Source organism: Aeromonas sobria, from assembly GCF_000820145.1.
In the GTDB taxonomy this organism is placed as follows: Bacteria; Pseudomonadota; Gammaproteobacteria; order Enterobacterales; family Aeromonadaceae; genus Aeromonas; species Aeromonas sobria.
This window is the reverse complement of record NZ_CDBW01000026.1, coordinates 65474-90544: the sequence shown is the minus strand read 5'-3', so window position 1 is coordinate 90544 and position 25071 is coordinate 65474. Positions and strand designations below refer to the sequence as shown.

Annotated in this window: 18 protein-coding genes; 11 read left to right on the top strand and 7 right to left on the bottom strand. The window is 51.6% G+C overall.

Going from position 1 to position 25071, the window contains the following annotated elements:
• Window positions 1-176 precede the first annotated feature (176 nt).
• Window positions 177-1373, top strand: coding sequence for an NnrS family protein (locus tag BN1135_RS12695; protein ID WP_042021609.1), 1197 nt, complete (start codon window positions 177-179; stop codon window positions 1371-1373).
• Window positions 1374-1389: 16 nt separating this feature from the next.
• Here BN1135_RS12695 and BN1135_RS12690 read toward each other — a convergent pair whose 3' ends face one another.
• Window positions 1390-1959, bottom strand: a complete 570-nt coding sequence (locus tag BN1135_RS12690; protein ID WP_042021596.1) for a helix-turn-helix domain-containing protein — start codon at window positions 1957-1959, stop codon at window positions 1390-1392.
• 120 nt (window positions 1960-2079) lie between these two features.
• Between BN1135_RS12690 and BN1135_RS12685 the strand changes: the two genes are divergently transcribed.
• Window positions 2080-3240, top strand: coding sequence for a benzoate/H(+) symporter BenE family transporter (locus tag BN1135_RS12685; protein WP_042021594.1), 1161 nt, complete (start codon window positions 2080-2082; stop codon window positions 3238-3240).
• Window positions 3241-3376: 136 nt separating this feature from the next.
• Window positions 3377-4441, top strand: a complete 1065-nt coding sequence (locus BN1135_RS12680; RefSeq protein ID WP_042021592.1) for a DUF3103 family protein — start codon at window positions 3377-3379, stop codon at window positions 4439-4441.
• 69 nt (window positions 4442-4510) lie between these two features.
• On the opposite strand, the gene metF is transcribed toward BN1135_RS12680, so the two are convergent.
• On the bottom strand, window positions 4511-5401 hold the full coding sequence (metF, locus tag BN1135_RS12675; protein ID WP_033138589.1) for a methylenetetrahydrofolate reductase: 891 nt from the start codon (window positions 5399-5401) through the stop codon (window positions 4511-4513).
• 330 nt (window positions 5402-5731) lie between these two features.
• Between metF and BN1135_RS12670 the strand changes: the two genes are divergently transcribed.
• The gene (locus BN1135_RS12670) at window positions 5732-6532 is read left to right on the top strand and encodes a GNAT family N-acetyltransferase (protein ID WP_042021590.1); all 801 of its coding nucleotides are present in this window, start codon (window positions 5732-5734) and stop codon (window positions 6530-6532) included.
• A gap of 75 nt (window positions 6533-6607) precedes the next feature.
• Here the strand turns inward: BN1135_RS12670 and BN1135_RS12665 are convergent, their stop codons facing one another.
• The 5 genes from BN1135_RS12665 to uvrA form a co-directional block, all read right to left on the bottom strand.
• Entirely contained in the window at window positions 6608-8065 is a 1458-nt protein-coding gene (locus BN1135_RS12665) for an ABC transporter substrate-binding protein (protein ID WP_042021587.1), read from the bottom strand.
• 8 nt (window positions 8066-8073) lie between these two features.
• Window positions 8074-10053: a HAMP domain-containing methyl-accepting chemotaxis protein gene (locus tag BN1135_RS12660; protein ID WP_042021584.1), complete on the bottom strand. Its 1980-nt coding sequence runs from the start codon at window positions 10051-10053 to the stop codon at window positions 8074-8076.
• A gap of 228 nt (window positions 10054-10281) precedes the next feature.
• Window positions 10282-10896, bottom strand: a complete 615-nt coding sequence (gene ompW / locus BN1135_RS12655; protein ID WP_042021582.1) for an outer membrane protein OmpW — start codon at window positions 10894-10896, stop codon at window positions 10282-10284.
• A gap of 457 nt (window positions 10897-11353) precedes the next feature.
• The gene (locus tag BN1135_RS12650; protein ID WP_042021579.1) at window positions 11354-13027 is read right to left on the bottom strand and encodes a sensor domain-containing diguanylate cyclase; all 1674 of its coding nucleotides are present in this window, start codon (window positions 13025-13027) and stop codon (window positions 11354-11356) included.
• Between the two features lie 120 nt (window positions 13028-13147).
• The gene (gene uvrA / locus BN1135_RS12645) at window positions 13148-15976 is read right to left on the bottom strand and encodes an excinuclease ABC subunit UvrA (RefSeq protein ID WP_042021577.1); all 2829 of its coding nucleotides are present in this window, start codon (window positions 15974-15976) and stop codon (window positions 13148-13150) included.
• A 382-nt stretch (window positions 15977-16358) separates the two neighbouring features.
• On the opposite strand from uvrA, the gene BN1135_RS12640 reads away from it, so the two are divergent.
• The 7 genes from BN1135_RS12640 (at window position 16359) to BN1135_RS21660 (ending at window position 25026) form a co-directional block, all read left to right on the top strand.
• A complete protein-coding gene (locus tag BN1135_RS12640; protein ID WP_042021574.1) occupies window positions 16359-16943 on the top strand; it encodes a single-stranded DNA-binding protein in 585 nt (194 codons plus the stop codon).
• A 181-nt stretch (window positions 16944-17124) separates the two neighbouring features.
• Window positions 17125-18297, top strand: a complete 1173-nt coding sequence (locus tag BN1135_RS12635; protein WP_139245259.1) for a site-specific integrase — start codon at window positions 17125-17127, stop codon at window positions 18295-18297.
• A complete protein-coding gene (locus BN1135_RS12630) occupies window positions 18263-19801 on the top strand; it encodes a site-specific integrase (RefSeq protein ID WP_223290128.1) in 1539 nt (512 codons plus the stop codon). The genes BN1135_RS12635 and BN1135_RS12630 overlap by 35 nt, the downstream gene beginning before the upstream one ends.
• Complete coding sequence (locus BN1135_RS12625) at window positions 19798-21861, top strand: integrase (protein WP_223290127.1); 2064 nt, start codon at window positions 19798-19800, stop codon at window positions 21859-21861. Before BN1135_RS12630 ends, BN1135_RS12625 begins: the two co-directional genes overlap by 4 nt.
• Complete coding sequence (locus BN1135_RS12620) at window positions 21858-22277, top strand: hypothetical protein (RefSeq protein WP_005895563.1); 420 nt, start codon at window positions 21858-21860, stop codon at window positions 22275-22277. Before BN1135_RS12625 ends, BN1135_RS12620 begins: the two co-directional genes overlap by 4 nt.
• Window positions 22274-22780 (top strand): hypothetical protein, encoded by a 507-nt coding sequence (locus BN1135_RS12615; protein WP_010676173.1) that lies wholly within the window; start codon window positions 22274-22276, stop codon window positions 22778-22780. The genes BN1135_RS12620 and BN1135_RS12615 overlap by 4 nt, the downstream gene beginning before the upstream one ends.
• On the top strand, window positions 22777-25026 hold the full coding sequence (locus BN1135_RS21660; protein ID WP_071287650.1) for an AAA family ATPase: 2250 nt from the start codon (window positions 22777-22779) through the stop codon (window positions 25024-25026). Before BN1135_RS12615 ends, BN1135_RS21660 begins: the two co-directional genes overlap by 4 nt.
• The last annotated feature ends 45 nt before the right edge of the window (window positions 25027-25071 follow it).

The window sequence follows — 25071 nt, the reverse complement described above, 5'->3', positions numbered from 1 at the left end:
GCCGCGCCGGGATGACAAGGACTTTTTCAGCAAAAAAGCTCGTTCGCTCAGATATCAAGCAACCACCTCTTTTTTTGTTCGAAATGGCATCAATCCTGACTATTGCCGGATTTAAATTGAACATTTGAAAAGCCAATTTATAATTGCCATCTCAAATGTTCAATTGGAATGCCCTCATGCATCAAATCCTCGATAGCCATAAGGAAGAGCAAATCGTCCCGCTGTTCCGCTTGGGGTTCCGACCCTTCTTCTTGTTCGGGGCTCTGTTTGCTGCCGTCGCTATGTTGCTCTGGCTGGGACAGCTCAACGGTTGGCTAACCTTGCCCGGGATTGGCAACCCGGTCTGGTGGCATGGTCATGAGATGCTGTTTGGTTTCGGGGCCGCCATCGTCGTGGGTTTTCTGCTCACCGCGGTGCAGAACTGGACGACCCATCCCGGTGTTCGGAGCTGGCCATTGGCACTGGTGGTGGGGTTGTGGATGTTGCCAAGGGCGCTGTTACCCTGGCTGGGTGAGGAGAATACACTCTTGATGGTGGCAGACCTGCTCTGGCTACCGCTTTGCGCCTGGTTCCTTGCCAAGCCTATTTTGATCACCCGGCAATGGCGCAACCTCTTCTTTGTGCCCCTGTTACTGATACTGACCCTGCTCAATGGCGCCAGCTGGTTATGGCATGCAGAGTGGACCACCGTTGAGAATCTGCTGATCACAACTGTGCTGCTGTTTACCACCCTGATCGCCGTGATGGGTGGAAGGGTGATTCCGTTCTTCACCGCCCGAGCAACCGGTCAGGAGAAAGCAGCGCCTCTGCTCTGGCTGGAGCGCACAGCACTCGCTGCACAGTGGCTTATCTTGCTGCTCTGGCTGCTGTTGCCCACCCTGTGGGTCACCAGCATATATATAGTGCCTCTATATATAGTGGCGGCGAGTTTGCAACTGTGGCGGCAACTGCGTTGGCATCTGCCCTCGACCCTTGCACATCCACTACTGTGGTCACTCCATCTCGCCTATCTGTTTATTCCCCTTGGCCTGCTCGCCCTGGCGGCACATAGCGCGGATCTGCCCATCACGCTGTCGATGGCCAGCCACCTGCTCAGCGCAGGCTGCATGGGCACCATGATCCTGGGTATGATTGCGCGAGTATCCCTCGGCCATAGCGGTCGGGCCTTGCAGGTGGGGCGCAGGATCACAGTCGCATTTGCCCTGGTTATCGCTGCCGCCACAATACGGGTGGTGATTCCGCTATTCTGGCCTGCTTATACCCTGCATGGCTGGAACCTCAGCGCGCTTGCCTGGATCACTGCCTATGGTCTGTTTGTCTGGGTCTATACCCGGATACTGACCCGCCCCAGAGCAGATGGTCGACCGGGTTGATCTCTGCGGAACATATTCAGGATGTTGCCACCGGATAGTGGATCAGGTTGTGGAAAATAGCCGGGGCTATGCCCAGATTGCGATAACCGTGGGGACGGTCGGCAGCAAAGCGCACCGCCTCCCCTTGCGCCAGTGAGCGCCACTCCCCTTCCGCCAGCACCTCCATCAAGCCGCTGATGACGATGACATGCTCGGTCACTCCCGGCTCATGGGGGTCGGATTCACGCTGGTAACCTGGCAACAGGGTCAGCTCAAGCAATTCGAAGCCAAACCGGTTCTCATAAGGGAAAAGCGGTGCCACTTGCATGCCCTCTCCCGCTGGCTGCTGGCGAATAGCATCGGCGGTGCGATAGAGCACCTCTGCCTGCGCGGCTGGCGTAGGCTCGATGAAACTGGAAAATGAGACTCGAAAACCGGTCGCAATCTTCCACAGCGTTGCCACCGTCGGGCTAGACTCTCCTCGCTCAATCTGCCCCAGCATCGCCTTGCTGACAGCCGTCTCGCGCGCGGCGGCATCCAGGCTCCAGCCTCGCTCGCTGCGCAGCCCCTTCAGCCGAGTGGCCAGATGCTGACTCATCTCTTGCATAACTGCCTCTTTATTACTCTTGCACAATGCGCCTTGTGCGCTATAGCGCACGACGATATAGTCAAAACCAGATTGTACGTAATAACGCACAGCACGTCACAACGCCAAGAGGAAATCCCCATGCCCTTTGCCCTCCCCCATCTGGTCGCAGGCTTTATCGCCGTGATGGTCGGCTACACCAGCTCTGTCATCCTGATCATTCAGGCCGCCACGGCGGCTGGCGCTGATACTGCCCAAGTCGCCTCCTGGCTCTGGACGCTGGGGATCGGCATGGGGGTGAGCTGCATCGGCCTCTCTCTCTATTACCGCATGCCCGTACTGACCGCCTGGTCCACCCCGGGCGCGGCCCTACTGATCACCACGCTGGGCAACTTCACTCTGGCGGAAGCCATCGGCGCCTTTGTGATCTCGTCCTTGCTGATCACTCTTTGTGGCATCAGCGGCTGGTTCGACCGCTTGATGAAACATATTCCGGCTCCGCTGGCCGCCGCCATGCTGGCTGGTGTGCTGCTCAGATTCGGACTGGATCTGTTCAAGGTCGCTCCGCAAGACCCCCTGCTGCTTGGCACCCTGCTGCTGACCTTCCTGCTGGGGCATCATCTCTGGCCCCGCTATACCATGGTGCTGGTACTGGGAGTGGGGATGCTGATCAGCAGCGTGCGGGGGGATTTGCAGCTGGCAGCTCTGCACTGGCAACTCGCCAGCCCGCTCTGGACATGGCCGACCTTCTCCCTCGATGCCCTGTTTGGCATCGCACTGCCGTTGTTCATTGTCACCATGACATCGCAAAACATGCCGGGGATCGCCATCTTGCGAGCCCATGGCTATCAACCTGCCACCTCCTCATTGATCAGCTGGACCGGCCTGACCGGCCTGCTGCTCGCCCCTTTTGGTGGTTATGCCTTCAATCTGGCCGCCATCACCGCCGCCATCTGCATGGGCAAAGAGGTCGACCCGGATATCAAGCGCCGCTGGCCTGCTGCGGTCTGGGCGGGTTGCTTTTATCTTGTAACCGGCTGTTTTGGCGCGACCGTCGCTGCCCTGTTTAGCGCCTTCCCGGCAGCACTGATCACCTGCGTCGCCGGATTGGCCCTGCTAGGCACCATCGGCAACAGCCTGCACTCTGCCTTGCAACAGGATGAGGCGCGAGAAGCTGCGCTGCTTACCTTCATCATTACCGCGTCCGGGATCAGCCTGCTCGGCATCGCGGCGGCCTGCTGGGGTCTGCTGGTTAGCCTCGTTATCTATCAGTTCCAATCATATCGACAAACGAATCAATGAGACTTCAAACCGTGATGGCCTGCGCAAGATCCAGATAAATTAATTCACAGATGAAACTAATTGCCCTTTAGTGGTGTCAGGGCACCACTCTTCCCGGACATGGTGCCCTGTCAGGTTCATGCAACGGAGAACAATAATGAAACATCAGGCTTTCATCATATTGTTGGCGCTTTTGGGCGTCAGCACGGCACACGCAGCCGACACGGACAGGGAGCTGGCTCGCCAGCTAGCCCTTCAGCAGAAAAACCTGCTGCCCCTGCTGAGCAATCAGCAATACCAAAGCCCGCTTCCCAACCTGCTGCAAAAAGCCAGCCCACGCCTTAAACGGCAGGCGAGCGATGCCAACCAGGCGGCTATCAGCCGGCAAGGACTGGATGGCGAGGTCAAGCAACTGATGCAGTTGCGGCTGGCCAACACCGATCAGGCCGCCGCACTGCAACAGGGCGTCGAACCGCTGGTCGCCTATGTTCCGAGCGGGGATGAGAAGAGCTGGAGCGCCATTGAAGCATTCGACAGCGCTGGCAATCCCGTCTATCTGGATGTGGACAAGGCACCGGCCCGGCCGGTTCTGGTGGTCGAAGCCGATCCCGTCAAAGCCAAGAACGCAGGCTTGAAGGTGATGCGTAAGGCGTTGGCCGATGCAGATCTGCAAAGCGCCCCGCGAGCGGCGGCCAGCACGGCGCCGCTCAAGACCAGTGTCCTGAAAAAGATCAGACTGAAGGATGATCACGAGCCCTGGCTGCTCGGCGCGGCCGAAGTGTATGCGGTAGTCGCAGGGGTCAATCCCAGCCGGGATGAGCCTGTGGTCGATATTGTCGACATGCCCTACCTCGACTATGACAACACCGATTACACCCCCAACCAGCTCCTGGTCTATTGGGATCGCTATCGCTGGGGTGCCGTCGATGTGGTGATGATGGAGCAGGATGACAACGTCAACTACAAGGAGCTGAGCGCCCTGCTGATTGAAGCCCTCAAACTCGGCTTTACTGCGGGTGGAGTGCCGGAAGCGCTGCCTTTCCTCGATCTCGGCGGTCGCCTCGTCAAGGCGCTGCCCGACTCCTGGATGACCAACAACGACGACTATCTGGATACCTTCTACACACTGGAACAGGATCAGGTCTATCACCAGTATCCGGGGGCTGCCGGTAATGCGGTTATCGATCTTGAGCCAAAAGAGATCGCCCCGGCCAGACCTTGATAATCGGCCATAACGAAAAAGCCAATGAGCAACTCATTGGCTTTTTGCTTTTATCGCGGTAACCACAGGTCAGCCCTTGGGACGAACCCCCAGGGTATGACAGATGGCATAGGTCAGCTCCGAGCGGTTCAGAGTATAGAAGTGGAAATCCTTCACCCCCTCCTGACTCAGCACGCGCACCTGATCGATGGCGATGCTCGCCCCCACCAGATTACGGGTCATCTGATCGTTATCCAGCCCCTCGAAACGCTGATGCATCCAGCGCGGGATCTTCACGTTGGTGAAACCGGCAAACTTGGCCAGGGTCTGGTAGTTGGAGACCGGCAGGATCCCCGGCACGATTTCGGCATCAATACCGATGGCGGCACAGCGATCCCGAAAGCGCAGATAAGTCTCCACATCGAAGAAGAATTGGGTAATGGCACGGTTGGCACCGGCATCGATCTTGCGCTTGAGGTTGAGCAGATCGGATTGCGCACTCTTGGCCTCCGGGTGGCCTTCCGGATAGGCGGCAACCGAGATATCGAAGTCAGCCTCTGACTTGAGCAGGGCAACCAGATCGGTGGCATACATATCCGGCTTGTCCAACCCCTGCGGCAAGTCACCGCGCAAAGCCACAATATGGCGAATACCGCTGTTCCAGTAGTCGCGGGCGATGGTGCGCAATTCGTCGCGGCTGGCATCGATACAGGTCAGGTGCGGCGCCGCAATCAGGCCGGTCCGCTCCTTGATGTCCTTGATCACCTTGTGGGTGCGATCACGAGTGCCGGAGTTGGCGCCATAGGTGACGGAGACGAACTTGGGTTCCAGCACTTTCAGCCGTTCGATGGACTGCCAGAGGGTATTCTCCATCCCTTCACTGTTGGGTGGAAAAAACTCGAAACTGACCGATATATCGCCATTCAAATCAGCCAAGCTCTGGTTGAGCGCCTCAACCTGACGTGCACTGTGAAATCCCATCTGCTCTTCTCCCTGTCCTGCAATCCATTTACACACGTCAAAACGGATGTTTGGACGTCTAAACGTCTTTATATTTATGGTGAAACCGGGACAAAGTCAACAGAGATTTACCTGTCACCCAATACTGTGAATATCATATTTACATAATTAACGGTAAGTAACCGAAAAGTGCCCATCCCAAATTTGCGACAGTCGCGTTATGATGGGGCCAGATCGTCCTGGACGTTCTGAATCTGCGTGTGATTGTTTGGCCGGAGGTTTCTCCGGCCCCTTTTTCATCTATTCCTTACTCCTGCCGATAACAAAATGAGTCTTTGCAGGAGCACCATCATGGATACCCACCCCGGCTTTGCCACCGACTTGCTGTTCGATCGCTATCAGGGCGAAGTCGTTCGACACGATCAGTTCTGGGCGGTTCGCACGCCGGATGCTCCCGACTACTATTTCGGCAACTACCTGCTACTCCCCACCCCACCCAGCGACCGTGACAAAGGCTGGCTGGAAGCCGCATTCGATCAGTTGATCGGTCAAGATCCTCGAGTACGCCACCGCACCTTTCAGTGGCCACTGGCAGCAGGGCAAAACAGCCGGATCGCCGGTTTTGTCGCAACGGGATACCAATATATGGAGTGCGTGGTGTTGGCACTGGATAAGCAGAGCTGCCCGCCCCCTAATAGCGACATGGACCAGGTTCAGGCACGTCCCTTCACCATTGTTGATTGGTCTGAATGGCTCGACTTCGAACTCCATGAGCGAGATGAGGGGCACTCGGAACAGAGCTATCTCCCCTATCTGCGATCCCGCCAAGCTCTCTATCAGGCCATGATTGCCGATGGTCTCGGGGAGTGGTGGGGGATCTGGCAAGAGGGGCAACTGGTCGCCAGCTGTGGCCTCTTCTTTTGCGGCTCGCTGGGGCGTTTCCAGTTGGTACGTACTCACCAGGCGTGGCGCAACAAGGGGTTATGCCGCCAGCTGCTCAGTCAGGTGGCCCACGCAGGATTGTCCCGCGCCAAACAGCTGATCATAGTGGCCGACGAGCACTACCATGCCCAGCGGATCTATCGCTCTCTGGGATTCACCCCGGTAGCCCGTATCGGCAGCCTCTGTCGCTGGCCGCGCGAAGCACAATAACGCCGCTCACTGTGACAACCACTGATAAATAAAACGGGAGGCTGATGCCTCCCGCTTGTTATTAATGCTGATGACTTATTGCTGCGGCGCTTCCAGCTCATTGGAGAGCGCCCGCTCCACCTCCGCCGAAGGCGCCGGTAATGGCGCCGTCGCCGCTGATGCGGGCTCAGTGGGAGTGACGACTGGAGCCACCGTGGCGAGAGCCTCACTGGTCGCAGGTGCTGCCGAGACAGCAACCGGTGCTGAAACCGGTGCCGGGGTCACTGCATCACACTGACAATCCGCGCTTTTGGCCTTATTGCCCTGATGAGGGGCATACCAACCCTTCAAGCCACCTTCCAGTCGATCCGCGGCAGCCTTGGGCTCCATCTTGCCAAGCAATACCGCCTGACTCACCTCGGCCAGTTCATCCCCCAGCTTGGGCGTACCACGGGAGAGGATCTGGGTCGCCACCCGAATGGTCGAATCACACTGATCGCGCCACTCCATCATCTCTTTGGCCGCCGGATTGGTGACATCGAAGAAGTGGTTGGAGAGGGAGAAGAATCCCGGCAACGAGTTGGTATAGAGCTCGGCAAATTGCGGCGTGGCAAGCCACTGCAGGAAGGCCATGGCCCCCTCTTTATTCTTGCTGGCCGGATTCATCCCCATACCGATATCGGTGTGGTCGGTAAAGAAGCAGCCATCTCCCTGTTTGGCCACCGGTGGACGCATGACGCCAAAATCGACCTTGCCGGTGAAGGGGGCAATCTCCCAAGAGCCCGCCACATAGAAGGCGGCCTTGCCCGAGGTGAACAGCTCGTTGCTGGTCGCATAATCGCGGCTCTCGCCACCTTCACCGAGGTAGGAGCGCCAGCGCGCCAGCTCATCGAACACCTTCACATATTGCGGGTTGTCCAACCGCTCCTGCCCACCGATCAGCGCCAGACGACCGTCCTCCCCCTTCCAGTAGTTGGGACCAATGTTCTGGAAGCCCAGCTCGGAGGCGACCCAGCTCTCGGAGCCGCTCATGGCCAGCGGCACATAACGGCCATCGGCTTTGACCTTGTCCAGCACCGCAAAGAACTGGTCGCGGGTTTGCGGCAGGGTGAGCCCCAACTCACTGAAGATCTTCTTGTTATAGAAGAAGCCATGGATCACCGAGGCCATCGGCACGCAGAAGGTCTGGGCACCGGAATCAGTCTGCCAGGGTGACTGGGCAAAACTCGGGAAGTTCTCCATCCCCGCCATTTCGGTCAGCTCGGCCAGATGGCCCGCCTTGAACAGGGCGAGCGAATCATCAAACGGACGACAGGTGATCAGATCCCCCGCCTTGCCCCCCTTAAGGCTCTCCCACAGAGTGGGCATATAGTTGACGTTTTGCACCGGGTGAAAACTCACCTTGATGCCGGGATGCGCCGCTTCAAACGCCGGGATGATCTTCTGTTCCCACAGCGCCTTGTCATCGGTTCGCCAGCTTTCAATCACCAGCTCGCTGGCCATCAGCTGGCCACACAACAGGAGACTCAGGGCTCCAATCCACTTTTTAGACATAAGCCCTCCTAGACCTTGAAATGTGCAATCAATTGCTGCTGTTTGGCAACCAGCTCTGCCAGCACTTCGCTGCTGCTGGCGGATTCGCGCGCCTCCCGCTCTGTCTCGTATGCCACATCGGCAATACCGGCGATATGACGAGCAACCCCCTGACTGACGGAGATCTGCTCCTGAGCGGCATGGGCCACCTGATCGGCCATCGCCTTGATGGCCCCCATCCGCTCGGCAATGGATTGCAGCGCCAGATCCATCTCGCGGGTCTGCTCGACACAGCTTTGAGTCTGCTCCTGGCTGCGCCCCATCACCTCGACCACCTGCTTGCTGGAGCTTTGCAGGTTCTCAATCATCCTCTGGATCTCTTCGGTCGAGGTTTGGGTACGATTGGCCAGCGCCCGCACCTCATCGGCCACCACCGCGAAACCACGACCGGCATCGCCAGCACGGGCCGCTTCGATGGCGGCGTTCAACGCCAGCAGGTTGGTCTGCTCGGCAATGCTGCGGATCACATCGAGGATGCTGCCGATGTTGTTGCTGAACTCACCCAGCTTGTAGGTAATGCCGACCGCCTCTTCCATGGCGCCAGCCAGCTGCTCGGTGATCTTGCGAGTGGTCGCTACTTTCTGGCGGCCACTGCGTGCCTCGTCATCGGCCAGATCCACTTCCCGTTTGGTGCCATCGGTAGAGCGGGCCACCTCGGTAGCGCTCACTTCCAGCTCGGTAATCGCGGCGGCCACCTGATCGGTCTGGCTCTTCTGCTCCTGTACCCTGGACATGGCCCGCTCGCTGATCTCGGCGGCGCGGCTCGCCTCATCCACCAGATGGCGGGAGCCCGCATTGATTTGAGAGAGCAGCTCGCCGGTCTTGCCTGCGAGCGTGTCGATGGAACGGGAGAGGTTGCCAAACTCGCAACTGCTGCGGTAGTTGATGCGGCGAGTCATGTCACCGGCCGCCATGTAATCCAGCTCCCTGTTGATCATCTGTAACGGACGCTGAATGCTGCGCGCCGTGGTATAGCCGATCACCAGCGCAGCAGCAGCTGACATCGCGGCAACCACCAGGATCCAGAAGCTGGCACTGCTGACCGCCGCATCCGCGTTGATCCGGCTATCGCTGGCGATGGCACCGGCAGACTTACCCATCTCGTCCAGCAAATTGAGGCTGTTGGCCAGACTGGCATCCAGCTGCTGATTCTGAGTCGCCAGCGACAGCTCCAGCTGTTGGGCCTGACGCATGGTCGCCAGCAAGCCCTGAGCACCGAGCGCCAACTCCTGCATCCGATCCAGATTGGAGACGAAACGCGCTTTCACATCATCCGGCACCAACACCCGTTCCAGACGCTTGCGCGCCATCTCGATGTCCTTACTCAGCACCTTTTCCAGTTCGTTCAGATCGGTTTTGGCATCGGCACGGCGGATATTCTTCAGATCACGGGCAATGCCGGAGGTAATGAGTTCCGCTTTATTACGCATGGAGCGCTTGCTGGCGGTCTGTTGCAACAGCAAATCTGCCGCCCACTGGTAGGTATCCTCAAGACGAATAAATTCCATCTCCAGCTTGTGGCGCTGATCTAATGCACTAACCCACTGCCGATGCTGGGCCAGCACCTGATCCGCCAAGCCATAAAATTGTGTGGTGGCACTCTCCACCTGCTGGAAGCGGGCGCGGGCATCCGCCACGCTGGTAAATTTACTCATCTCCTGACTCAGCTGGGCGAAGCGGTTCTGCTGCTCCTTGAACTGATTGGCCAGCTGCGGCAACCGGGCGGCATCTTCACTGGTGCGGTAGACCAGCACCCAGCGGTTACTATCCTGCAATGCCCCCTTGAGACCTGCGACAGCCACCACCAGCGGGGTTGCCCGGTCAGAGACGGCAGAGAGGCCGTCATTTATACCCTTGATTTTAAAGGTACTGATCACGCCAAGCAGGATCAGCAACAGCAGCATCAGCACAAATCCGGCGATGATCCGCTGCACAATAGATAAACCCATGGAGACATCCTCGCTCATTGGGGGAAGGTAGAGTGAACATAGTCACTATCGGCAGGGGTGGCGAATAACTGAGAGAAAGCGATGGGTATTTAATTGATTTGTATCGGGTTGCTCACAAGTTGGAAAATATAAGCCAAGTGAAAAAAGCCCGGCACAAGCCGAGCTGAAAGAGACGTACTTTGCTATTTTCTGCGGCCCTAATTAGGTAAGGCCACCAGAATCAGATAATCAGAAGCGGTAGCCGACGCCAACCATAAAGGCCATCGGATCGATATGCGTTTTGAAGGTACCAACACCATCAACTTTCACATCTGTGTCGATATCCATGATCCAGGCTGAACCGTTTACAAACCAGCGGTCTGTAACCGCCATATCAATACCAACCTGACCTGCCAGACCCCAAGAGTCGTCGAGGCTGATATTCGCGCCATCAAGTGCTCCCACCCCCTTCTCATCAAAGAAAGTGGTGTAGTTAACGCCAACACCAACATATGGGCGAACCTTGCTCTGGGCATCGCCAAAATAGTACTGGGCCATCAATGTTGGAGGCAGATGTTTAACCTTGGCAATTTCACCCAAGCCAGCGGTACTGACCTTATGAGAAAAAGGGGTAGCGGCCAACAGCTCAACACCCCAGTTATCGGTGATCATATAACCCAGCGTCAAACCCAGTTGGGCATTGTTGTTAATTTCAAATTCACCGGTACCCAGTACGTTGTCACTGCTCTCCTGAGGAGAAACAATGGCCAAACCACCACGAACCAGAATATCGCCAGCCTGATGGGCCATGGCGAAGGGAGAGGTCACTGCAGCGGCAATCATCAGAGGAAGTAATTTTTTCATCACGTAATCCCTTTTTTTGTTTTCATTTGATGCTGTAAGCCCGCTGACTATATGCCCTTGTAAATGTAAAGTTATTGACTTGGAGCAAAGGTTGCACAGAAATAAATCGATTGCTGTGACATCTTTGCACGCCATCTCAATCTCGCCGAATCCCCAGATAACAAGCCGCAGTGCCCACCTCGAGAGGCTGGCACTACCAGCACCCATTGCCAAAAGCGGTAAATAAGCCACATCTTACAATCCGACAGGACGGCGATTAATTGTTGTTAACATGGGCAAACAAGCGTATTTTTGCGCCACACAAGTTATTGGGAAGTAATGGTTTATTTATGAAAAATGAGTCGAGATGGCAAAAGGTGGGGGCCTTTCTCGCGGCCGTGTGGGGAATCGGATCCTTTCTCTTTATCCTGCTCGGTTTTATTGTCGCGCTGGCCTATCTGGTATTGGTAAGACAGGGCTAATCCCGAGTTTCTGCCCGTTGCAGTTGCAGATATTGGCCCTCAGCAAGCTCGGTAGCCGTCATAACGATAGCCTCTGAGGGAAGTGACCCTATGTAGCCGCACCATTGATTTCGCCCCTCTTGCTTGGCCTGATAAAGCGCCATATCAGCCAGTTTGAAGCTGTGACTCCAGAATGAATCCGGGCACTCCGGGTGCAACGGATAGCGACAAAACCCCAACGACACCGTCAACCAGAGTGGCGCATCCTCTTTGCCAAAGCGGTGTTGCGCGACACGCTGGCGCAGATATTCAACCCGCAGGACCAGCTCTTGCTCGTCATCCACCTGCAGCAGCAACAAGAACTCCTCCCCGCCCAGCCGGATAATTGGCTCGCTCTCTCCTGCTACCACCTTGCGCAGCAGATCAGCCAACTGTTTCAACACCAGATCCCCGATGTCATGGCCCAAGCGATCATTGATCCGTTTGAAATGATCCAGATCCAGCAGCAATAACAGGCAAGGCTTGGCCCAGTTGGCCTGCAGCCAGCCATCCAGATAGCGACGATTGAAGCAACGGGTCAAGGGATCGGTAAATGCAGCCAGCTCCATCTGACTGGATTTTTCCAGTAAATCATCGTGTTGCTGACTAACCTTGCAGGCCATCTCCCTGAACTTGCCGCTCAGGGTCGCCATCTCGGCGCTGCTGTCGATATAGGGGATCAAGGTGGCATCTGGCCGATCGCCAAAGCGCTGCAGCGCAGACACCAGCTGCTGCAACGGGGTCAGCACTATCCCCTTGAGCCGGTACATGGCGATCATGACGCAGGTAAAACTGATCAACAGCATGCCAATGAAGGTCCAGAGCGCCCCCTCCATGACGCCACTCAAGATCTTTCTCTCCTCCTCAATCACCAGGGTCAATACCGGCTGGTTATCGCTGTTGAGCAACCGCACCTCTCCCCTAAGCCGTGTAAACCCAAGGTCGATCAAACGATACGTGATTTGCGGTTTCAACGGTTTGAAGGTAGCAGTGACATCCAGATTGGAGTGGGCGATAGCCAGTGGCAGCGCGGTTCGCTCCGATACCTGATCAAGATAGGCCTTATCGAGCCAGCGCACGACCAGCAAGAAACCGTTGAATGGGGCCGACTCGTCGCTGTTTCTGATCGGCTGCCACGAGTACATCAAGGGCCCCCACTGGGAAGCGCGGATCCCGTGCAGATTGATGCCCCCTTGCGCCACCGATCGCTCTCTTAACTGCTTTTTCAGTTCATCCAGGAAATAGGGAAACTGATCCGGGTTGACTCCCGGCGCATCGGGCAGCAAGGTGCGCGTCCAGATCTCGTAGCCACTGAGATCCATGAAGCTCATCAGGTTGAGGCTAAAGTCCCGCATCGGCATATCATTGAACAGGTTGGATTCGACGAACGCCCTGCTCTTGTTGCCCATAAAGCGGTAGCTATCATCCCAGATGCCCCAATCCCGGCTAAATGCATCCAGAGCTGCCACATCCGCCTGCACCGCCTTGGTCACACGCAGCAGATGCTCCTTCATTCGTTGCTCTTCAATCCGGCTGGCGGCCGGGATCTGGGCCCACGCCAGCAGGATCAGCAATAGCAGGATAGCCCCCAGCCAGATTGGGAACATGGAGTAAGCCAACTGATGATCAATCGTGCGCGGAGCCTGAGCCATAACTCGATATATCCCTTACCATGACGCAGTGATGCCAGCCTGCCCGTATCACACGAGCCGCGCCTCCATGTTACCGATTTTTATAAAAAAAGGGGCCAAAGGCCCCTCGATTATAACGGTTTATCGCGTCAATAGCGGCCGTAAAAAACGTGCTGTATGAGACTCTTTATTGCCACAGATCTCCTCCGGGGTCCCCGTCACCAGAATGCGGCCACCACCGGCACCTCCTTCCGGCCCCAGATCGACGATCCAGTCAGCGGTTTTCACCACGTCCAGATTGTGCTCGATGATGACAATGGTGTTGCCGCGATCCCGCAGCTGGTGCAGCACCTTGAGCAGCTGCTGGATATCGTGGAAGTGCAGCCCGGTGGTCGGCTCATCCAGAATATAAAGCGTCTGACCGGTATCGCGTTTCGACAACTCCCGCGCCAGCTTGACCCGCTGCGCCTCACCGCCCGACAGGGTGGTGGCCGATTGGCCGAGCCGGATATAAGAGAGGCCCACATCCATCAAGGTCTGCAGCTTGCGCGCCACCGCCGGCACCGGGTCGAAGAATTCGCGGGCATCTTCCACTGTCATGTCGAGGATCTCGTGGATGTTCTTGCCCTTGTACTTCACCTCCAACGTCTCGCGGTTGTAGCGCTTGCCCTTGCAGACATCACACGGCACGTAGACATCCGGCAAAAAGTGCATCTCTACCTTGATCACCCCGTCCCCCTGACAGGCCTCGCAACGGCCCCCTTTCACGTTGAAGGAGAAACGGCCGGGCTTATAACCACGGGAGCGTGCCTCCTGAGTGCCGGAAAGCAGCTCGCGGATCGGGGTGAACAGGCCGGTATAGGTGGCCGGGTTGGAGCGCGGGGTACGGCCGATGGGGCTCTGATCGATATCAACCACCTTGTCCAGATGCTCCAGCCCCTCAACACTGCGATAGGGTGCCGGCGTGGACTCGGTCGCCTTGTTCAGCTCGCGGTGGGCAATGCGGAACAGGGTGTCGTTGATCAGGGTCGACTTGCCGGAGCCGGAGACGCCGGTAACGCAGGTCATCACCCCTAGCGGCAAATCCAGATTGACGTTGCGCAGGTTGTTACCGCTCGCCCCTTTGAGCTTCAGCCACTTGCCGCTGAGCGGGGTACGTTCATCAGGGATGGCAATCTGCTTGCGGCCAGAGAGGTAGTCACCGGTCAGTGAAGCTGGATTGTCGATGATCTGCTGGGGGGTGCCCTGCGCCACAATTTCGCCGCCATGCACGCCCGCCCCCGGGCCGATATCGAGCACGTGGTCGGCGAGACGAATGGCGTCCTCGTCGTGCTCCACCACGATGACGGTGTTGCCCAGATCGCGCAGATGAGTGAGGGTCTTGAGCAGACGCTCGTTGTCGCGCTGGTGCAGGCCGATAGAGGGTTCATCGAGCACATACATGACCCCCACCAGCCCGGCACCAATCTGGCTCGCCAGTCGAATGCGCTGGGCTTCGCCGCCAGAGAGAGTTTCGGCGCTGCGTGACAGGCTCAGGTAGTTGAGACCCACATTCACCAGGAAGCCAAGCCGCTCAATGATCTCTTTGAGGATCTTCTCGGCAATCTGACCGCGCTGACCGGTCAGGTTCAGCCCCTCGAAGAAGGCGAGCGCATCGCCGATGGACTGCTCGGCGATGGCGGGCAGGTTACGGTTATCCACGAACACGTGGCGCGCCTCTTGCCGCAGTCTGCTACCGCCGCAGCTGGTACAAGATTTGTTGGCGATGTACTTGGAGAGCTCTTCGCGCACCGAGTTGGACTCGGTCTCCCGATAGCGGCGCTCCATGTTGTGCAAGATCCCCTCAAACGGGTGCTTGCGCACCACCACGTCGCCGCGATCATTCATGTAACGGAACTCGATCTCGGTGCGAGCAGAGCCCCGCAGGATCACCTCCTGGGTCTTCGGCGGCAGATCTTCCCACGGCGTATCCAGATCGAACTTGTAGTGTTCGGAGAGGGATTTCAGCATCTGGAAATAGTAGAAGCTGCGCTTGTCCCAACCACGGATGGCGCCGTTGGCCAAACTGATGGAAGGATCACCGATCACCTTGGCCGGATCAAAATATTGCTGCACCCCGAGGCCATCACAGGTGGGGCAGGCACCGGCCGGGTTGTTGAAGGAGAAGATGCGCGGCTCCAGCTCCGACATGGAGTAACCACACTCGGGGCAGGCAAAGTTGGCGGAGAAGGTCATGGGGGCAACCCCCTCCTCCCCGTCCATCGGCACTACCAATACGATACCGCCGGAGAGGGTCAGCGCCGTCTCGAATGATTCGGCGAGCCGCAGCGCTAGGTCCTCGCGCACCTTGAAGCGATCCACCACCACCTCGATGGTGTGCTTCTTGTGCAGCTCCAGGGTGGGAGGGTCGGAGAGATCGCACACCTCGCCATCGATGCGGGCACGGATATAGCCCTGCGCCGCCAGATTTTCCAATAGCTTGCTGTGCTCCCCCTTGCGATCCCGCACCACCGGGGCCAGCAGCATCAGCTTGCTGCCCTCGGGCTGTGCCAGCACCTGATCCACCATCTGACTGATGGTCTGGGCGGCCAGTGGGATCTCGTGAGTCGGGCAGCGGGGCTCACCGACCCGGGCGAACAGCAGACGCAGATAGTCGTAAATCTCGGTAATGGTGCCAACAGTCGAGCGCGGGTTGTGGGAGGTAGACTTCTGCTCGATAGAGATGGCCGGTGAAAGCCCCTCGATATGATCGACGTCCGGCTTCTCCATCAAAGAGAGGAACTGGCGGGCATAGGCGGAGAGCGACTCCACATAGCGGCGCTGCCCTTCGGCATAGAGGGTATCGAACGCCAGCGAGGATTTGCCGGAGCCGGAGAGACCGGTCACCACGATCAGCTTGTCGCGGGGCAGGGTCAGATTGATGTTCTTGAGGTTGTGGGTGCGAGCACCCCGGACCACGATTTTTTCCATCTTGTTGCACGCTCGATACAGAAACCTGAGCGAGTCAGTATGGCATAGCGACTACTGGATGAATAGACAGGCATTATCTATCGACATCATCCTTTTTTACGATTGGACCCGTATCTTCTCGACCCATGCCAGAGAGACGTTCTGCCTCCTCCCCCCAACCGGCAACACCACGCGGATGAGGGTGCGCAGGGACGCATCAGCTGTTACTATTGGGGGCTAAACGTGAGCCAGGTAATAAGTGAACATCAACCTGATTGCTGCTACGGGTATAGAAAAACCATGCTGTTCAATACGATAACAGCATGGGAAAGATAAAAGCGCGGTAACTCATTTGGTTGGCCCAGGCTTTGCCTGGCCGGAATATAAAGGTGGAAGAGAGATTATGGCCAGTCGAGGCATCAATAAAGTCATTCTGATCGGTAACCTCGGGCAAGACCCGGAAGTACGCTACATGCCGAGTGGTGGCGCGGTGACCAACATTACTCTGGCCACCTCGGAATCCTGGCGCGACAAGCAGACTGGTGAGCAGAAAGAGCGTACCGAATGGCACCGTGTAGTATTCATGGGCAAACTGGCCGAAGTAGCCGGTGAGTACCTGAAGAAAGGCTCCCAAGTCTATGTAGAAGGCAAGCTGCAGACTCGTAAATGGCAAGATCAGGGTGGCCAGGAGCGCTACACCACTGAAGTGCTGGTCGACAGTTTCAGTGGTGTCATGCAGATGCTGGGTGGCCGCCCACAAGGTGGCGCCGGACAAGCTATGGGTGGTCAAAGCCAAAGCAACTGGGGCCAGCCACAGCAAAGCATGCCAGCTCAGCAACCGATGAACCAGCAGCGCCCCGCGCCGGCTCCGCAGCAAAACATGCAGCAACCGCAAGGCGGTTATGGCCGCCCTGCCCAGCAGCCACAATCTGCGCCGCCGGTTTATAACGAGCCGCCGATGGATTTCGACGACGATATCCCTTTCTAGGGCCGGATTTTTTAAAGTGTAAAGCGTCTTGTAAAGCAAAATGCCTAAAAACCCCGATATTTCGGGGTTTTTTCATTTCTAAACATGTAAAGATTGCTCATTCTGAAAGCTCGGAGTATACATTAGGAATAGGTGTCTAAAAGTGTAAAGGAATGATGCAGTGAAGCTCAGAACCGTCAACATGAAGCAGTACAATGAACGTAAGTATCTAATCGTTGATGAGAGAGGACTCCCCATCCCAAGGCTATGTGAGTTCACACTGACACACCTGTATGGTGCGGAAAAAACACAGGAGAATAATGCAAACCACCTAATCCATATCGAACGATGGGCAGCAATGCTAAAAGTAGATCTAGCGGAAATTGTTGCTGACACAGGGTTTGCTGATACGGGCTTATACCAGAGTTTTCTCAAACACCTTGAGCATCACTCATACGATATCAACGGAGCAAGACCCCTCCGGCCAGATATTGTTAGTCCTGATTATTTCAATCAACGCCTTGACCTAGTATTGGTTTACTTTCAATTTTTAGCCGATAAAGCAATTTCCAAGCGCCGTAATACAGATCCTCTATTCCATCAAATACCCAAGATGATGGAAAAACTTCAAGTAAAACTAGCCAAGCTGAGAAGACCAAAGACAGCTCAAGGCCGCGCCCTTGGTTTGTCATTAGTCCAACAAGCAACACTGTATGATGTCATGGAAATGCCAAGTTTGCTTGGCTGGAATAAAGCTACTCAGTTACGTAACAAGCTAATTCTTAGATTACTTTTAGAAACAGGAATTAGGAAAGGTGAACTGCTATCACTTACAACATCAAACTGCCATACGAGCAAGCTGGTACATGGAGTTTACCCATTTATCCTGACACAACAGAATGTCGAGCATAACGATCCTCGTGGTAGATCACCTCGCGAAAAAACAGTTGGCCGGATCATACCTATTTCATTTCCTCTAGCATCACTGATTGATGAATATAAACAGGCCAGAAAATCTCTTGGCGACTCAGCTATGAAGAGCCCTTATCTACTCTTAGCGACAACCAAACCACATAATCCGCTATCAATAGCAGCACTGGATGATGTTTTCTCAAGTATTAAGAATAAGATTTTAGAGTTGTCAGATATCCACCCGCATAAATTAAGACATACCCTCTTTGAAAATCTTGACAGAATGCTCACCAAAATGGGAATTGATGCAGCTCAACAGAAAAAGCTAAAAAATAATGTTGGGGGGTGGACGTATAACTCAGATAGTAGTCTAATATATGAAACTGGTTCAATAATGGAACAATGCAACTTAGTTCTAAACCAACTTCATGCTGAAATGGAATCACATAGAAAACTATCATAATATGATTGCCGAGGTGCTGGCTATGCCGACAAAAAAATTAGATAAAAACGATATTATGTTGGTACAAATAGACCAGCATCTACAATTTGCTTATGACCCATACCCTGTAAGTCAGTCAGGCCAACAACTGGATTTAACACAAAGTAAAATATTTTTGGAACCGGAGAGGGAGACCATACACTTTGACAAAATCCCTCATCAACTAAGAGAACATGCTCGCGCATGGATTTCTTATGCTTGTCATATCTACTCTAACTATGCACTTTTCTCACATTATAAATGCTGGCGCTTACTAAACATCCCTGACGATATTGCAGCAGAAAACATTTCTGAAAAAATACAAGAAATCTACAGAGAGTTTATGAACTCTGAACGCAGTGCGGGCACTAAATCTATTTTAAGAATGATGTATAAATGGTGTGTCGAAGAAGGCCTCCCACACTTTGATGAAGACTTTTATGATTACTACCTAGATAGTATAAAGTTTGGTACAGACGAAGGTAAAGGTCTTGATGTCATTATGGAAATCCCTGACCGTGGCCCACTCACGATCAAGGAAGAACGCATCTTCATCTCCACATTAAACTCCATTTCTCCAGCAACACTAACCACGCATTCATTACAGGGATTGGTGTCACTGAAATGCGCCCAGGTTCTTGGCATGAGAAATATCCAAGTGATGAGGCTGAAGTTCTCTGACTTACAGCTCTCAGACAAAGGTGTATACACACTAAAAGTCTTGAGGGCAAAACAAAGAGGGCAGGCCAATAATAATGTATATAAAATTCGCCCCATAACAAAAACACTTGCAAAACTACTTTCATTAATGAAAGCACGTTACGAAGATATACTAGGTACAAAAATTACTGATGATTGGCCTGTTATCTCAGAGTACTATAGTGTTAGAGATGAATTGGTTAAGCGCCAAGTAAGAATCACCAAGATATCGTACATCACCAACCAGTTCAGAGTAGCTGTTGGACTGGACTTCCAGGTAACCAACCGTAGACTTCGTAAAACCTTCTGCTCACGATTAATCGCCAAAGGCACTCCTATGTCTGTTGTTGCTGAACTAATGGATCATAGCGATTTACAACAACTAGAAGTTTATTATAGACAATCACATACTGTTGCCAAAAAACTAGATGATGTACTGCGAAGTGAGGCCATGGATATACTCGATGCATTTGCAGGTAAAATTGTCACGCCTGATAATGCCTCTAAGCGAGGACAAGGTATTTTCGCGCCATCGAAAAATCTAAATCTTGTTCAAATTGGTAGCTGCGGTAGCGCGACCCCATGTTCTCTGCAACCCCCACTTTCTTGTTACAACTGCTCTTCTCTAGAAGCCTTTGAAGACGTTGACCATAAGGCAGTTGTAGATACGATGGTAGAGGAAGTAAAAACAGCATTTGGTGATGCTCACACCATAAATATTCTACAACATAAAAACTTTTTAGCTGCTCGCAAGTTTGCTGATATGTTTGACAGGGGTGAACTATGAATACTAGCCTACAATTATTGCCATCAACTGGTGTAGATGCTGGTAGCAATCTGGAACAATTAGTTCACTTTTACAAAAAAAATACTCCCTTTGCAACATTAGAAGGTTGGGAGTGGGGAGCCCTTAGCTGGGATGCTAAAGGTATTTGTAAGACTCAAGCTAGAAAATCTGGAAATAATATATCAGTCAATTTTAGTCGAGATAACAATCTAGGTAAAAAAGTTAAATCATCACGTGATGCCATGAAGGCATTTCACAATCTAGATTTATCTGACATAGCTAAATGTCATGTTTCAGCCTTGCAAATTGAGAAGTCAAAAGATGTAGGAACACTCAATTTCTATATTGTTGCATATCGGTATTTAGATAATGCGATGCTAAAAAGAAATATTACAACAAGCACTCTGACTACTTATGACTTCAAAGTCGCAGAGGCGGAAGCACACGATAAACTAGAAAGTTCTACCTTTTACCGTATTGGTCAGAGACTAGAATCCATTGCGAAATTCATTAACCAGAAGCGGCTCTCCATCCAAAAAATTGCATTCAAAAAGTCATCTAAACGCGGAGAAATCCATACCGCGAGTGATACAAGAATCGATTTTGAGTCAACTACCAAACGGCATGAGAAGCTACCTACCCATGAAAGTCTCATTGCAGTAGCAACACTTTCTAACTCTAATCTAGAAGGTGATGATGCACTGTTTCAGGCTATGGTAGAAATCATGTTTGCAACGGGTCTGCGATTTGATGAGGTGATCTGCCTGGATGTCGACTGCTTACAGGTTAGGGAGGTTGAGGAGCAAAACGTCTTCACAGGTGAAATGGACATATTATCCATTAATGAGATCCGCTACCGAGCCAAAAAGGGGGCTGGATATCAAACCAAACCAATAACCGAAAGTCTGTTACCAATCCTAAAGAAAGGTCTGACTAGCGCCCTTGAAATATTAGCACCTGTACGTGACACGATTAAATGCGTTGCTAATGGGAAATACGACTTCTTCCCAATTATCACTGAGGATTGTGAGTTGTTTGTCACTGATACTTGGGAAAGATTAAACTGGTCATCACGTCCAAGTCTCACTTCCTATCTAAACAAAAGAAATATAAATCTGACGAATAAACGGAATCCAAATACAGGTAAAATTGCTGTCGCATTCCACTCAGCAGACTTAAAGGAAAAAACATTTTCATTAGCGCAGAAGTCTATCGAACAGTTATGGAAACAGATTTCAGCATTAACTGTAGCAAACTCACTGGATAAACTAATATTTGTTACCCAACATCAGCGTCATCATTCTATTAAGAGAACTGAGCCTTGGGAATTCAGAATGATATCATATACTCAAATATATGACTATATAGCGGGTCGTCCCGAAGTGGGTATACAAAATGTATTTGAACGCAAAAATCTGTGCTTTCAAGGTGAGCAGATCCGGCTGACATCACATCAATTCCGTCACTTTCTAGACACTATGCTAGAGCTCTCAGATTCAGTAACCCCTATAGAGATTGCTCGATACTTTGGGCGAAAGTATACTCTAGACAATGTAGCCTATGACCACACTAATCCAGCTAAAAGAGTCATGGATAACGCAGACATACTCTTTGCCGCCTCAAATATAACACCAGAGCAAGCAAAAGAGGCATCCGTGATCTTTACACTGGTTGACCGTGATGAGGTTCTTGAAACGATAGAAGACATTGGTACAACACTCATCACTGCAATTGGCTTATGCAAACATGACTATAGTGACTCTCCATGTGGAAAATACTATGCATGCGTCCGTGGATGCTCTGAGTATTATCGTATAAAAGGAAATCAGGAAGAGATCATCCATTTACAAAAACTTCAAGCTGAACAAGAAACTCGAATTCAACATGTTAAAGCAGCAGTTGACGCTGAATATCATGGTTCCAATAACTGGCTACGCTCTCATGAAGAACTATTAAATGGTTGTCGTATAGCCCTCGCCATTGAGCAGGATAATTCAATTTCAGATGGTGAATTAGTGCAAGTTTTCCCTAATGGTAATAATGGGTGCGTTGCAATATGAAAAAAGAACAGAAACAAATTACAGCGGCACTAGAACAAGACTTCTGCAAACTCATCGTAATCCTAGCTGCCCGCAGTGGGAAGAATAAAGTCACTTGGAAGGAACTAGAACAGGAGACAGGATTTACTCGGCAAGCATTGTCAAAAAAAGAAGCTATCGTTAAGGCTTATAAAGAAGCCAATCAAAGTAGCAACATATTAGAAGATATCGGCAGGCGTGCAGAAGAAACCCAATCAAAACTTGATAAAATAAAAGAAGAAAATATCAAGTTAAAAAAACTATTAGCTGACTATGATGAGACTTTTGTTCGATGGTTCGCCAATGCTACAAGTAGAGGTATGTCCATTGAGGAGTTGGAAGCACCGCTCCCACACTCTATGAAGACAAAAGCCAGATTGAAAGATCTTAAAAAATGAATAAAGCATTCAGTATTAGCCATGAACTGGAAGATTTTGAACTTGATAAAATGCATGCCAAGGCGCGTGAAAATCTTGTTAAGGTGGCTAATTTGGTCGGGCCACTTGACCTTGCTGAATGGCAAAACTTCATAGAAAATGGCAGTTTAAATGCAACTGCCATAATAAAAGAGATTGGTATATCTCGCTCTAGCTATTACCAAAATAAGTACATTGTTGCGTACCTTAAAAGTAAGGCTCAATGGCTAGCTGAGCAGAATACCTTGCAGGAGCTTCCCTACCAGGCTAGGGATACTTCAAAAGCACCCGCAAAGCGATACAGCCCGCAAGAAAAGAGCATTCAAGAGAAAGATAAAATGATTCGCCAATTACAGCTACGGGTTGCAGAACTTGAATCTCATTTAGAAGGCTTAAAGCAAGAATATAAATCTCTTCAATCAAATTCACATCGAGAACAGCATCGTATGGAATTGCTAGAAATATTTAAGCGGGTGCCTAGATGAATGACTTCGAGCAAGAGAAGTTTTTTCGCATCACGAGACCACCATATTCATCCAGAAAAGGTCGCTCATTTCATGCTGTGCAGATAGATCCTGACACTCTACGTAATTGCAATTACAAGCGCAATTACATCATTCACATAATTGAAAATAACAGTGATCGCCTGTCACTAATATTAGCGAAGGGTGCATTGGTTAAATTAGCTGTCAAAAAGCAGTATAGTAGACGTGTAGAGCACGGAGGCATTCTCACTGTAATCACCCCTCAATACCTAGATCTAATTAGGCCATCAGGGGAGCAAATCGTAATCATGTTAGGCAGTCACGCCAGATTTAAAGGTGTTGGCCCAGTAAAAGCCCGTACATTATGGTCTACATTTGGTGAGTCCTTATTTGAAATCTTGGACAATGGTGATATTGTAAGCCTGCGTAAGATATTAAGTGAAAACACCGCAAAAAATACTATCGATGCATGGCGTAGCTATATAAATATTGATGCTATGCGTTTCTGCAATGCACATTTGGGATTATCAGTATCCACCTCATTTTTGGTATCAGATTATTATCAACAGGAAACCATAAGTAAGGTAAGCGAAGACCCTTACCGATTATTAGCGTTTGGTGTTGATTTTAATGAATGTGATCGAATCTCAGTGGCTCTAGGATTTCAATTGGATGCTCCTATTAGGCTCGCAGCAGCAGCCGAGGAGGCATTGTACTGTCACCTTTCTAGCGGGAGTACATTAGCAACACGATATGATCTAGACATATGGCTGAAACAGCTCTTACATATCCCCAATAATCAAGAGAAAACAGAGTGCTATGTTAATCAAGCATTCGCACTCGCCACATCGTGTGAAAATATCCTTGATGTTGGTGACAATGAATTACAGAGCGCTGGTGCTTTCACCATGGAAGCATATGTTGCTCAGCGATTGGTGAACCTCATCACAAACCCAAGTAAATTATCCATCGATGAAAAAAGGATAAACTTTTATATCAATCAATACGAAAGTAAAAAGTGTTTTAACTTAAACTCTCTTCAAAAAGAAGCTATCTTTGGGGCTATAAAACATCGCTTTTTAATTATTAATGGTGGTGCAGGTGTAGGTAAAACTACATTATTAGATGCGCTTTATTCAGTGTTTCATAAGTTAGATATAATACCAGTACAAGTCGCACTTGCAGGCAAAGCAGCAAAAAGGATGGCAGAGGCAACAAATCAAGAGGCTCATACTATCGCAAGATTTATTAAAAACTTCAATGCTAATAATTATGAAGGCAGACAACTTGTTATTGTTGTCGATGAAAGCTCAATGGTAGACTTGCCTAGTATGTACCGCCTATTGAGATGTGTTCCTAATTCTGCACATGTAATCATGTTAGGCGATATTGGGCAGCTTCCACCTGTAGATTTCGGTCTTGTTTTCCATGAACTAGTGCCAATGCACGATATTCCAAAAATCACATTAACAGAGGTTCGTCGGCAAGATAAACTCTCAAACATCCCTGCTATTTCAGCCTCTATCCGTAATGGTATTCTTCCAACATTTAGCTACGATGATGTCGTCCATATTGATATCAATGGAGCCAATGCAATTCAAAAGAGAGCAGTCTCAATATATTTAGAACAACCTGATGAAACACAAATAATTTGCGCTACAACTAAAATGGTTAATGATATCAATAAACGCTGCGTAGCATTGAATAACAGTAAACCATTAAAGGTATTTATAGAAGAAGCAAATCACTATTTAGATACTGAGTTTAAACTACATGACAAAGTAATGTGTTGCTCCAACCTTTATGCTCATGACCTGATGAATGGTTCCATAGGAACCATTTGCCAAGTTTACAACGTAATGAAAATTATAAATAATGATGACAACGATGAGCCTTTGTATAGCTTTGGCAAGATTCTATGGGATGACGGCATAGAACGAGAGATCTCGTTGGATATAATCAATGCCCTTCGCCACGCTTATGCTATGACGATTCACAAGAGTCAGGGTTCACAGTTTAAGCAAGTCATCATTGTTCTGGATAAGGCCCCAAATATTGATCGAACAATGTGTTATACCGCGATTACACGAGCCGTAGAAAAGGTCTACTTGATCGGGCCTCTGAATATTCTGAGCCAAGCACTAACACATGAGTCAGCGAGCAAACGAAATGTTGATCTTGGACATAAGGTTAAAGCGTTGCTAATACAAGCAATGGCTGATTCTCCTTTAGCTGCTGATAGATAACGGCTTGAAATTACTAGCCCTTTGATTCTGAGACACGTCTATCGA

Excerpts from the sequence above, each read along its gene's own strand:
- BN1135_RS12665 (WP_042021587.1), bottom strand. The coding sequence starts at position 8,065 with ATGTCTAAAAAGTGGATTGGAGCCCTGAGTCTCCTGTTGTGTGGCCAG.
- BN1135_RS12620 (WP_005895563.1), top strand. The coding sequence starts at position 21,858 with ATGAAAAAAGAACAGAAACAAATTACAGCGGCACTAGAACAAGACTTC.
- BN1135_RS12695 (WP_042021609.1), top strand. The coding sequence starts at position 177 with ATGCATCAAATCCTCGATAGCCATAAGGAAGAGCAAATCGTCCCGCTG.
- BN1135_RS12650 (WP_042021579.1), bottom strand. The coding sequence starts at position 13,027 with ATGGCTCAGGCTCCGCGCACGATTGATCATCAGTTGGCTTACTCCATG.
- ompW (WP_042021582.1), bottom strand. The coding sequence starts at position 10,896 with ATGAAAAAATTACTTCCTCTGATGATTGCCGCTGCAGTGACCTCTCCC.
- BN1135_RS12615 (WP_010676173.1), top strand. The coding sequence starts at position 22,274 with ATGAATAAAGCATTCAGTATTAGCCATGAACTGGAAGATTTTGAACTT.
- BN1135_RS12690 (WP_042021596.1), bottom strand. The coding sequence starts at position 1,959 with ATGCAAGAGATGAGTCAGCATCTGGCCACTCGGCTGAAGGGGCTGCGC.
- BN1135_RS12635 (WP_139245259.1), top strand. The coding sequence starts at position 17,125 with ATGAAGCAGTACAATGAACGTAAGTATCTAATCGTTGATGAGAGAGGA.
- BN1135_RS12685 (WP_042021594.1), top strand. The coding sequence starts at position 2,080 with ATGCCCTTTGCCCTCCCCCATCTGGTCGCAGGCTTTATCGCCGTGATG.
- BN1135_RS12680 (WP_042021592.1), top strand. The coding sequence starts at position 3,377 with ATGAAACATCAGGCTTTCATCATATTGTTGGCGCTTTTGGGCGTCAGC.
- BN1135_RS21660 (WP_071287650.1), top strand. The coding sequence starts at position 22,777 with ATGAATGACTTCGAGCAAGAGAAGTTTTTTCGCATCACGAGACCACCA.
- uvrA (WP_042021577.1), bottom strand. The coding sequence starts at position 15,976 with ATGGAAAAAATCGTGGTCCGGGGTGCTCGCACCCACAACCTCAAGAAC.
- BN1135_RS12625 (WP_223290127.1), top strand. The coding sequence starts at position 19,798 with ATGAATACTAGCCTACAATTATTGCCATCAACTGGTGTAGATGCTGGT.
- BN1135_RS12660 (WP_042021584.1), bottom strand. The coding sequence starts at position 10,053 with ATGGGTTTATCTATTGTGCAGCGGATCATCGCCGGATTTGTGCTGATG.
- BN1135_RS12630 (WP_223290128.1), top strand. The coding sequence starts at position 18,263 with ATGCTGAAATGGAATCACATAGAAAACTATCATAATATGATTGCCGAG.
- BN1135_RS12640 (WP_042021574.1), top strand. The coding sequence starts at position 16,359 with ATGGCCAGTCGAGGCATCAATAAAGTCATTCTGATCGGTAACCTCGGG.
- BN1135_RS12670 (WP_042021590.1), top strand. The coding sequence starts at position 5,732 with ATGGATACCCACCCCGGCTTTGCCACCGACTTGCTGTTCGATCGCTAT.
- metF (WP_033138589.1), bottom strand. The coding sequence starts at position 5,401 with ATGGGATTTCACAGTGCACGTCAGGTTGAGGCGCTCAACCAGAGCTTG.